The sequence below is a fragment of the Armatimonas sp. genome (genome assembly GCF_043760365.1).
Classification (GTDB): Bacteria; Armatimonadota; Armatimonadia; order Armatimonadales; family Armatimonadaceae; genus Armatimonas.
The window spans coordinates 1-9615 of the sequence record NZ_JAYUPA010000787.1; the positions used below are offsets into that span (position 1 = coordinate 1).

Sequence of the window (9615 nt, forward strand, 5' to 3'; positions counted from 1 at the left end):
CGTCCCGTCTATAGGGCAAGTTACATTGCCCCGTGTCGTCACTCAGTGCATATCCTGCAAGCAGGAGTCCTAAGTCCGACCACACCAGAAAGAAAATTCTGATGCCGTTTGAATGTTTTACGAGCCAAAACGGTGTGTTGACTCAACCCACTACACTCACTTGTAAAGGTAAATAAACCGTGACAGCCTCTCAGGAGGTTTCGTGCCTTCATACCTGGCATAGCGAAGTTTGGTAGCTTCGCAGTAGCCACTGCGATACTCAGCAATATTTCTAAAGAGCGGAAAGGTTAGGTAAAAATAATTTGAAAAATCAATCGCGGAAACTTCTACGCGGTTCCCGATTCCTCCCACGGCTAAGCACCCTTCCCTTCGGGTGGGTACCCGGGGGTTCCTTGGAGGTTGTTTTATGAGCCTCACAAACGAACTCGCGGCTTTTATTCAAACAGGCCAAGGGGAGTTCAACGCACTTTCCCTGCGCCTCTTCGCCTATCAGTACGCGCACAACCTGCCCTACCGGCGCTTCTGCAACGGACGTGGTCAGACCCCGGAGACGGTCACGCGCTGGCAAGACATTCCCGCCGCCCCCGCGAGCGCCTTCAAGCGTTTTGCGCTCACCTGCGTCCCCGAGGAAGAGTGCGTGAAAGTCTTCCACTCCTCCGGCACCACAGGAAGCGAGACCAGCCGCCACTTGATGAGCGCCGATGCGCTAGCACTCTACCAAGTCTCACTCACAGCAGGCTACGAGCGTCACTTTCCGCCTCTACCGCTCCTTGGCCTCATGCCTCCGCCTGACGCATCGCCGCACTCGTCGCTCTCGTTCATGCTAGAGACACTTGGAGCCGAGTTTTTCTGGGGTGAGAGTAGCCATGACACGCTCGCTCGTACCCTAACAGGCCTTGCCATCCCCTGCACACTCTTTGGTACCGCCTTCGCCTTCGTGAACTTCTTCGATGCCACACACGGCGAGCGCTTCGTACTTCCAGCAGACTCTCTCGTGATCGAAACAGGCGGCTTCAAGGGCCGCAGCCGCGAGATTGAGCGTGAGGAGCTCTACACTCTTCTCACCAAGCGGCTCGACGTGCCCCCTGATCACTGTTTCTCGGAGTACGGGATGAGTGAGATCGCCAGCCAGTTCTACAGCCAGGGACTCACCGGCCCCAAGCTCGCTCCACCATGGCTTCGTACCCGCATTCTTGATCCCGTCACCGGTACCGAGGCAGTGCTGGGCCAGCCCGGACTACTCGCCCACTACGACCTGGCCAACGTCAACTCGGTGCTGGCGATTCAGACGGAGGATCTCGGTGTCTGGGATGAGCACGGCGGCTTTCAGCTTCTGGGACGAGCGCCGGGTGCCGTGCTCCGGGGCTGCTCGCTGCTGGCGGAGTAACCTCGCCCCTCAAGCGCGAGATCAGGGCCGTAACGACGGACGCGGAGGTTTTCGAGCGTGATAGGGACGGGCAAGCCGGGGCCATCAAGAGGCGTCGGGGCGTGACTGCCACCGATGAGCTTGGGGGCGATAAAAAACAGCGCACAGTCTACGGCATTCGCGGCCCAGAACGCGGCGGCCAGTGCGCCACCCGATTCCAAAAGTAGTTCGAGCAAGCCGCGCTCGGCAAGCAGCGCCAGCGCGGCAGGAACCGAGACACGGCCCAAAGCATCGGTGGGAAGCGTGAGGATCTCAGCGTCCCAGCTCGGCGTGTTCTTGACGCACGTCAGAATCAGCGTGCCCGGTCGGTTTAGCCTTGCCATTTGAGGCGTGCGCAGCTGCGAGTCGAAAATCACGGGCGTGGGGTTTGCACCACGCACAAGGCGAACCGTAAGCTCCGGGTCATCGGAGAGTACGGTGCCCACCCCGACAATCACGGCATCGGACTTTGCACGCAGACGGTGCACCGCGCGGCGGGCGGACTCACTGGTGATCGCGAGGGATTCTGCGTGACTTGCGGCGAGCTTTCCATCGAGTGTCATGGCAGCCTTGTGCGTCACAAACGGCAACCCGGTGCGCTGGTGCTTGAGAAAGGCACGGTGTGCCTCTTGGGCTTGCTCTTCGCACACACCAACCGTCAGCACGATCCCTGCGGCTTGAAGCTGGGCGAAGCCATCGCCACAGACCTGAGGGTTGGGATCGAGTGTCGCGGCCACCACACGTGCCACCCCGGCCTGAATGCAGTGGTGGGTGCAGGGAACCCGCTCGGAGCCGTCCGGGCGTATCCAGTGTGAGCAGGGCTCCAGAGTGGTGTAGAGAGTTGCACCACGTGCTCGCTCCCCCGCAAGTCCGAGCGCCATTGCTTCGGCGTGTACTTTTGGGGTTTGGTAGGTCCAGCCCTCGCTGATGAGCTCGCCATCGCGCACGATCACCGCTCCAACACCGGGGCTGGGATGCGCCTTGACACGATTGGTCAGGCGCAGCGCCCGCCGCATCCAGAAAATATCCTCGCTGCTCATTGCCGCTGTTTTTGCTTCTGGGTTTCCTCGATAACCTGTTGAAGCGCCTGTCGCTCTGCCTTACGCATTGCCACAAACGACTCCAGCGCATCTAGCAGGGCAATACAGACAAGGCTAAGCCCGAGACCATAGAGGGAGATCAGGAGGGCCAGCTTCTGGAGATCTCCCACACGTCCCACGAAATCTTGCCCGACAAAGACCATTGTCAGTGCAAGGAGCAAAACCAGAAGTGCCATCCCTGCGGTTCGAAAGAGCCGTGAGCGGGCGGAGAGAGCGCCGTAGCCACGGGGATAGCCGTAGAATGTCAGCCCCACAGCCACGGCCAGCAAGATTCCAAAGATCACGGTCACACTCATGAGGGAAGCACCTCCCGAAGCGCAGCAACCCCCGCAGCCACGCCCAAGGGATGGTTGAAGATCGCGGAGCCTGCCACCAGAACATCCGCGCCATCGTGAGCCAAGCCGGGAGCCGTTTTCACATTCACACTGCCATCCACGCTGATCTTGAAGCCCGCTCCCGCTTCGACACGAATCTGTGCAAGCTCCGCCACTTTCTGTGCCGCGGTGGGTAAGAATGCCTGGCCACCAAAGCCGGGATTGACCGTCATCACTAGCACCAGGTCAAGATCTCCCAAAACATAACGCAGAGTCTCGGGTGGGGTTGCGGGGTTGAGCGCAACCCCTGCCAGGCAGCCTGCCTCGCGGATAGCCGTCAGCGTGCGCTGCAGGTGTGCGGTCGCTTCCTGGTGCACCGTGATGGCATGGGCTCCCGCTTCCACAAAGGCTTCGATGTAGCGCTCCGGCTCCACGACCATCAAGTGCACATCGAAAAATGCAGTGGGACACACGGGGCGCAGTGCCCGGACAACTTGTGCACCAAACGTCAGGTTCGGCACAAACCTCCCGTCCATCACATCTACATGGAGCCAGGTCTCCCCGGTCGCCACCGCTGCCTGTGCCTGCTCACCGAAACGTGCATGGTCAGCCGCCAGAAGCGAGGGTGCAAGCAGAACGGCCATTACTTCGCCTTCACCGCAAGTGTCTGTGCCTTGAGATCATCGTTATCGTAGAGTTTGATCGTGATGGGCCGTCCGATTCCCGAGACCTCCACGCTAATGCTCTGTCCCGGCCCATGCGTACTGTCATAGCCACTATGGGTTCCGTCGGCGTCCTCGATCTGGATCACGACATGGTGTTGCTGAGCGTCTTTGGGGGTTTTGTACGGCACGCGAAATGTCCGCAGCTGCGTGTCCGCCAGATCACTAGGGTCATCCACGGGGCCAGTAGCAGGCTCTTTGGGCTCAGGGGTAGGACGCGGCGTTGGCTCTGGCGTCGGTGCAGGCTCTGGCCCCTTGGAGAGAGTGAGATCGATTTTAGTGCCCCGGGCGCGGCGCTCCACGCCATCGCTGCGCGGTAGCTGCTCCAGAACGACCCCAATTCCTGTCAGTGGATCGAAACGCCGTGTCACCTCCCCGACCTTGAGTCCGATCTTCTCCAGCTCTTTTTGCGCCTTATCTAGTGTCATTTCTTCAACATTGGGAATAGGCACCATCTCTGGCCCCCGGGATACCTTAACGGTTACTTCCTTGCCTTCGAGGATCTTGCTGCCAGGCAGCTCTTTTTGCTCATAAATAACATTGGCAGGCTTGTCATCCAGGAACTCTTCGGCCAGCTTTACCAGCTTAAAGTGCCGATCATTGGCTATTGCCGTGGCTTCCGTGAAGGTCTTGCCGCGTAGCTCGGGGACAATCACCTCATTGGCAGGGCTCAGAAAGGGACGAATCCCATTAAAAACCAGAGCGACCGTTCCAATCAGCGCCAGAAACAACGTGAGGTTAATTGCCAGGAGAATCCCTCCCGTACGGCGTGGTGGCGGTGTTTTTTCCTCAGAGTCACGCTCGTCGTGCACTGCTTTGGCCACCGGCGCAACGGGCTGTGAGACACGACGTCCTGCCTCAGCTGCTGTCGCTGTGGGAGCGGGCATAACACGGACACTAGACGAAGCAGTCGGGGTGGCGCTCGCCGCTACCGGCGCAGTTTCTTGTGCATCGAGAGGAGACCACGCCAGCGAGCGCCCAAAGCGCAGTGCCTCGCGTATTTGGCGTAGATCTTCCAAAAGCGCTGTCGCACTCATGTAACGCTCCTGAGGGCGCTTGGCGAGCCCCTTAAGTACCACTCCCTCAAGAGCGCGAGGGATCGCCTGATTGACAGTTCGGGGGGCAGGCGGGGCTTCCTGAGCGTGGCGCAGTGCAATCTGCACCGGATTGTCCCCCTGAAAAGGTGCCTCGCCGGTGAGCATCTCAAAAAGGATGACAGCCAGGGCATAGAGATCCGCAGAGGCGCTCGGTGAGGTACTGGTTACAAGATCCGGAGCAGCGTAGTATGCCATGCGCATCAGAACAGTGGAGTCTTCACGGGCGATGCGTGCGTAGGTGGGAGCAATTCCAAACCCGGTGAGCTTGGCCTGCCCATCGGGCCCTATCAGCACATTCTGAGGGCACAGATCCCCGTGTGGGATTCCCCGGTGATGCGCGTACTCCAGTGCCTCAGCCAGTGTAATCGCGATATCCACCGCCGCCGTGAGCTGAAAAGGTGCAGCGCGCCGGATCCGCTCCCGAAGGTCTATCCCCCGAACAAACTCCTCAGCTTGATAGAGAGCGGTAAGCTCTTCGTCTTCGCCCACATCGTAAGCACGTGCAATAGCGACATGGCTCAAGGAAATCGTCTCAGCAAAACCTGTACGCAAGCTCGCGACGAGCTCAGGGCGATTTTGATAATCGGAACGCAGTGTCTTGAGCGTCACGATTCGATTGAGTTGCTGATCTCGTGAGCGAAATGCACTTAACAGTGGCCCCTCGCCCACGAACTCCAGAACTTCATAGCGTTTGCCAACAAAGCGATTGATCAGGCGTACCCGATCTTTCTCACCGGAGCTGGTTTCAGGGCGAAGCCCCTCTTCACTCGACACGTTTTTTCTTTCCCTTCTGGGCAATTAGCGAGAGTAGCAATACAGTGCTGCTGATAAGAACAACCAGACCATAGAGTGCAGTGAGAGCCCCAACAGGAACAACAATCCCAAGCGGCGGAGCAAAAAAAACAAAGCTAACGAGGACAAACCAGAGAACACTTACGAGTTCACGCCCCGTCCGCTTTGTTTTTACTTCCAAGTGATCGTCCTCAGTTCCCACGATTACCTCCGCTTTGACCGTTCCACAAGCCGACGGTGTTCCGCCAGCCCTTCACGCACTGTGGCGACTGGCACTTCTTGTAGGATTACCGTCCCCAGTTGGGTAGCCAGAACAAAGCGTGCCTCACCTGCCACCGCTTTTTTATCCCGCGCCGTCAGAGCGATGAGAACCTCGTCCTCAACCTCCTCAGGAAGGGCTGTCGGCAGCTTAAGTGCTACCAGTGTCTCCCGAATCGCCATGGTGACGCTCGGCGGTGTCACACCTGCTCGCTCTCCAATCAGCGCCGCCGCCACCATACCAATGGCAACGGCCTCACCGTGTTTATAGCGTCGGTAGCGGGTCGCCGACTCAAGAGCATGCCCAATCGTGTGCCCATAGTTCAAGATCGCCCGCAGCCCCGTCTCCTCGTGTTCATCGGCGGTGACAACCTCAGCTTTAAGCTGGCAGGAGCGAGTCACAACAGCCTCAATGGTCTCAACTTCACCTCGGATAAGAGCCGCTGCGTCCCGTTGAAGTTGTTCCAGAAAGTGAGGATCCTGAATCACTCCATACTTTGCCACCTCAGCCAGGCCGGCGCGCAGCTCCCGACGCGGCAATGTCGTCAGTACCTCCGGGTCAATTACGACGGTACGGGGCTGATGAAACGCTCCAATAAGGTTTTTCCCCTCACGAAAATCCACTCCTGTCTTGCCACCTACAGAGGAGTCCACCATGGCCAGAAGGGTAGTTGGGACTTGAACGTAGTCCAACCCTCGCAGATAGGTAGCCGCCACATAGCCCACCATATCCCCGACAACCCCACCTCCCAAGGCAACCAACAGAGTCTTGCGATCCAGCGCGGGCACCAAATTATACAATCCCTCGTAGAGCCGCGCTATGGTTGTCAGGTTCTTGTAGCGCTCACCCGCGGGAAAGCAAAGCTGCTGGGTCGTAAATCCAGCGTCTTGAAGGCTCGTCTGTACACGTGTCCCCCAGTGGCGTGCAACAGTGGGCTGGGTCAGAATCACCGCACGACTTGAACGCGCGATTCCTACGCAGTGCTCCCCTAGGAGGTTGAGCTGCCCTGATCCAATATGAATCTCGTAGCGACGCCCCGCGGAAAGAGCGACAGGAACACGCGTCATAAGCCTTCCCTCTGGTAGCGGCGGACAATCTCCTCGACAACAGCACCTGGAGCACGATCCGATGTATCCACAAGCAGGTGGCTCGCACTCTGGTAGAGCGGCCCACGCGTCGCAAGCATTCGTAGGATCAGTGTGAGCGCGGGTTCCTCCCCGGCAGTGAGCAGGGGACGCTCTCCCGGTCGGCGCGCAACGCGCCGCGCCAGAACATCAGGTCGGGTCGTGAGGTAGACGACAAGGCTGCTCGATCGCAGTGCCGCGACATTCTCCTCACGCAAGATAGCACCTCCCCCGGTGGCAATTACCTGACGCTCTCCTGCTGTCACGCCTAAGAGTATTATCGTCTCCTTGTCACGAAATGCGGTCTCTCCCTCCGTCGCAAAGTAGGTCGAAATGGAGCAACCGACGACTTTCTCGACGAGCTGATCCGTGTCCGTAAAACGCCACCCGAGGCGCTGTGCCAACAAGCGTCCCACGGTGCTCTTTCCACTCCCCATAAACCCGATCAGGGTGATATTTCCTGGCATCTCTTCAGGCATTGTACCGCAACAAAAAAAGCCGGGTGGCACGAGGCCACCCGGCTTTTGTTAAGCACTACCCACTATCCCAGGTTAGCTCCCCCACCACCACCGGTATTGGTCTCCTCAATAATCTTTGGAGTGACAAAGATCAAGGTCTCCACCCCCGTTAAGGTTCGGGACCTCTGACGGAAGAGCTCACCGATAATTGGCAAGCTTCCGAGCAGAGGAACGCGCACCTCACCACCGTCTTCTTGCTTGGTGATAAACCCACCAAGCATCATAGTCTCTCCGCTCTTGATCCGACGGAAGGTAGAGACACCTTGCGTAGTCTGTCGCGGAACTCCACTTGCGTTAATAGTCTGCGACTGTAGCTGCGGATTCAGGAACATACTGATCGTCCCATCCCCATTAATATGAGGGGTCACCGTGAACAAGTTGACCGCAGTGATCGGAATAAGCTGGTTGGCAACAATAGGAGCGCCACCAAACTGCGGCTGAATCACCGTGGACTGGTTCACAAATGCAACATCACTGATAAACACTGTAGCAGGTGTATTGTTAGACGTGCTAATAATGGGTGCCTGAAGCACGTTATTAGTCTGCTTAACATAGGCAGCTCGCAGGTTTGCCACCGCATTGCCTGATGCATACTGCACCGCAAGTTGTGGGGTGCTTCCACTGGGCGGTGCCATGCTAATATCAAGGTTATTGGCGGCGCTCAACTGCCACTGAATACCAAAACTCTCGATATCCTGGATGTTTACGGTCACAAACTCAGCGCGAATCTCGACCTGCTTAGGTGCCACATCCAGGAAGCGAATCAGTGCCTTCAGCTCCTCAATATCCGCTGCATCCCCTTGAACAATCAGGGTGTTATCGGCATCACTTGCCAAGATATTGTCGATGCCCAGAGGGCGAAGAGAACGCTGGTTCTGGTTCTGATTCTGGCCACCGCCGATGCCACCGCCAAGGCCGCCCCCCTGGTTACCACCACCAAAGCCACCGCCACCCTGATTACCACCACCAAAGCCACCAGGCCGACCACCCCCCTGGTTACCACCACCAAAGCCACCACCGCCGCGCTGCCCCGCGCCCGATGCTCCACCTACCGCTGAGGACTCCGTGGGTACAGGATTCAGGGAAGTTACATTCGCGGGTGCTATGGGTTGCCCCATTCCTTGCTGTGCCTTCAAAGCATCCGGGATAATCAAGTTGTGAACAATGTAGTTGTAGGTAGGATCGTCCAGGTGCTTAACAAAATCCGAGGGGGGCATGTACTTCAGCTCAATTTTAACCAACAACGGTTTGGGCCGAGTAGCGACAACAGGTTTGATAACGTCTTTAATGATTGGCAGAGCCTTAGGCTCTACAACCGGGGCTGTACCGCCGGGACGGAGGTAGTAAATCCCATCACTCTCTTCCAGCGACGCTCCCGCGGCTTTCGCGATCGCCCGGAGCACCGTGTCCACCGATTTATCCCGCAGCTTCAGCGTAATCTTCTGAAAGCCATCGGGACGATCACCATTGATGATTACCACATTGTCCAGACCGCTCTGTTGCGTCAAAACAAGAATAGCATCTTTTAGAAAAGCATCGCGTAGATCAAGATCAAGCGTGCTATTTGTTGCCTCTTTGACCGGTGTCCCTTGTGCCCGTGCGGTGGACACAGCTGCCACCGTCGAAATCGAAAGAGCACACATCATTAGCGAAGTGCTACGCTGCCAGGGATTTTGCATACATATCCTCCAAACCTCATCGATGGCTCGTGGCTTGTCTTTATTACGAGCATCGAACAGGGGCGAGTACCCGCCCCTGTTAACCACCTTAAATCTAAGCTAGTAAGGCACAGTTAGCGGCCAAAGCCACCAAAGCCGCCGCCCATGCCGCCGCCCATCATGCCGCCGCCGCCGAAGCCGCCTCGTCCCCCAGGACCTCCACCACCTCCGGGGCCACCTGGTCCTCCACCACCACGGGATGGGCGTTCACCGCCTTCCTGGCCGAACGAGCAAGGAACTGCAACACCCAGGATGCAGCCGATTAGTAAGAATCTTGACATCAAACGACGGATTCGCATTTGGCTAACCTCTGGTGAGACAACGAGAAGAGTGGAAAGGAGCTGGCTCGCATTTGCCAGCAACAACCCTTGTAACACGTCCTGCGCGGGTTCGTTTCGCCTACAGGCCGAAATTTCAAAATTCTTTAAAAAGATTTCGGAATAGTCGCCAGAGGAGTGCCTGGGTGCCCCCTACTTCTTGATCTGAAAGTCGAGGTGGTTTTGCCCGAACTTGTGCGCCTTCATGTCCTCGACGGTCAGCCTGAGCTGGTAGTTTCCTGTCGCAAT

The 9615-nt window shown here is 57.7% G+C and carries 10 protein-coding genes; 1 reads left to right on the forward strand and 9 read right to left on the reverse strand.

Annotated features, from left to right (window positions below):
• Nucleotides 1–406: 406 nt before the first annotated feature.
• Nucleotides 407–1387, forward strand: a complete 981-nt coding sequence (locus ACH2EH_RS18995) for a long-chain fatty acid--CoA ligase (protein WP_395144111.1) — start codon at nucleotides 407–409, stop codon at nucleotides 1385–1387.
• Here ACH2EH_RS18995 and ribD read toward each other — a convergent pair.
• The 9 genes from ribD to ACH2EH_RS19040 form a co-directional block, all read right to left on the reverse strand.
• Nucleotides 1327–2445: a bifunctional diaminohydroxyphosphoribosylaminopyrimidine deaminase/5-amino-6-(5-phosphoribosylamino)uracil reductase RibD gene (gene ribD, locus ACH2EH_RS19000; RefSeq protein WP_395144114.1), complete on the reverse strand. Its 1119-nt coding sequence runs from the start codon at nucleotides 2443–2445 to the stop codon at nucleotides 1327–1329. The two genes, ACH2EH_RS18995 and ribD, sit on opposite strands and share 61 nt — an antisense overlap.
• Complete coding sequence (locus tag ACH2EH_RS19005; protein ID WP_395144116.1) at nucleotides 2442–2801, reverse strand: hypothetical protein; 360 nt, start codon at nucleotides 2799–2801, stop codon at nucleotides 2442–2444. Before ACH2EH_RS19005 ends, ribD begins: the two co-directional genes overlap by 4 nt.
• On the reverse strand, nucleotides 2798–3463 hold the full coding sequence (rpe, locus tag ACH2EH_RS19010) for a ribulose-phosphate 3-epimerase (RefSeq protein ID WP_395144117.1): 666 nt from the start codon (nucleotides 3461–3463) through the stop codon (nucleotides 2798–2800). The genes ACH2EH_RS19005 and rpe overlap by 4 nt, the downstream gene beginning before the upstream one ends.
• A complete protein-coding gene (locus ACH2EH_RS19015) occupies nucleotides 3463–5412 on the reverse strand; it encodes a PASTA domain-containing protein (protein WP_395144119.1) in 1950 nt (649 codons plus the stop codon). Before ACH2EH_RS19015 ends, rpe begins: the two co-directional genes overlap by 1 nt.
• Entirely contained in the window at nucleotides 5402–5632 is a 231-nt protein-coding gene (locus ACH2EH_RS19020) for a hypothetical protein (protein ID WP_395144121.1), read from the reverse strand. The genes ACH2EH_RS19015 and ACH2EH_RS19020 overlap by 11 nt, the downstream gene beginning before the upstream one ends.
• A 2-nt stretch (nucleotides 5633–5634) precedes the next feature.
• Complete coding sequence (gene aroB, locus ACH2EH_RS19025; protein WP_395144123.1) at nucleotides 5635–6756, reverse strand: 3-dehydroquinate synthase; 1122 nt, start codon at nucleotides 6754–6756, stop codon at nucleotides 5635–5637.
• Nucleotides 6753–7292, reverse strand: a complete 540-nt coding sequence (locus tag ACH2EH_RS19030; RefSeq protein ID WP_395144125.1) for a shikimate kinase — start codon at nucleotides 7290–7292, stop codon at nucleotides 6753–6755. Before ACH2EH_RS19030 ends, aroB begins: the two co-directional genes overlap by 4 nt.
• Nucleotides 7293–7354: 62 nt before the next feature.
• Entirely contained in the window at nucleotides 7355–8941 is a 1587-nt protein-coding gene (locus ACH2EH_RS19035) for a hypothetical protein (protein WP_395144127.1), read from the reverse strand.
• Between the two features lie 182 nt (nucleotides 8942–9123).
• Nucleotides 9124–9330 carry a hypothetical protein gene (locus tag ACH2EH_RS19040; protein WP_395144129.1) on the reverse strand — a complete coding sequence of 69 codons (207 nt, stop codon included), beginning with the start codon at nucleotides 9328–9330 and terminating at the stop codon, nucleotides 9124–9126.
• Between the last annotated feature and the right edge of the window lie 285 nt (nucleotides 9331–9615).

What these genes read in the sequence shown, in the direction of transcription:
- ACH2EH_RS19030 (WP_395144125.1), bottom strand. Translation starts at nt 7,292, where the DNA reads ATGCCTGAAGAGATGCCAGGAAATATCACCCTGATCGGGTTTATGGGG.
- ACH2EH_RS19005 (WP_395144116.1), bottom strand. Translation starts at nt 2,801, where the DNA reads ATGAGTGTGACCGTGATCTTTGGAATCTTGCTGGCCGTGGCTGTGGGG.
- aroB (WP_395144123.1), bottom strand. Translation starts at nt 6,756, where the DNA reads ATGACGCGTGTTCCTGTCGCTCTTTCCGCGGGGCGTCGCTACGAGATT.
- rpe (WP_395144117.1), bottom strand. Translation starts at nt 3,463, where the DNA reads ATGGCCGTTCTGCTTGCACCCTCGCTTCTGGCGGCTGACCATGCACGT.
- ribD (WP_395144114.1), bottom strand. Translation starts at nt 2,445, where the DNA reads ATGAGCAGCGAGGATATTTTCTGGATGCGGCGGGCGCTGCGCCTGACC.
- ACH2EH_RS19040 (WP_395144129.1), bottom strand. Translation starts at nt 9,330, where the DNA reads ATGTCAAGATTCTTACTAATCGGCTGCATCCTGGGTGTTGCAGTTCCT.
- ACH2EH_RS18995 (WP_395144111.1), top strand. Translation starts at nt 407, where the DNA reads ATGAGCCTCACAAACGAACTCGCGGCTTTTATTCAAACAGGCCAAGGG.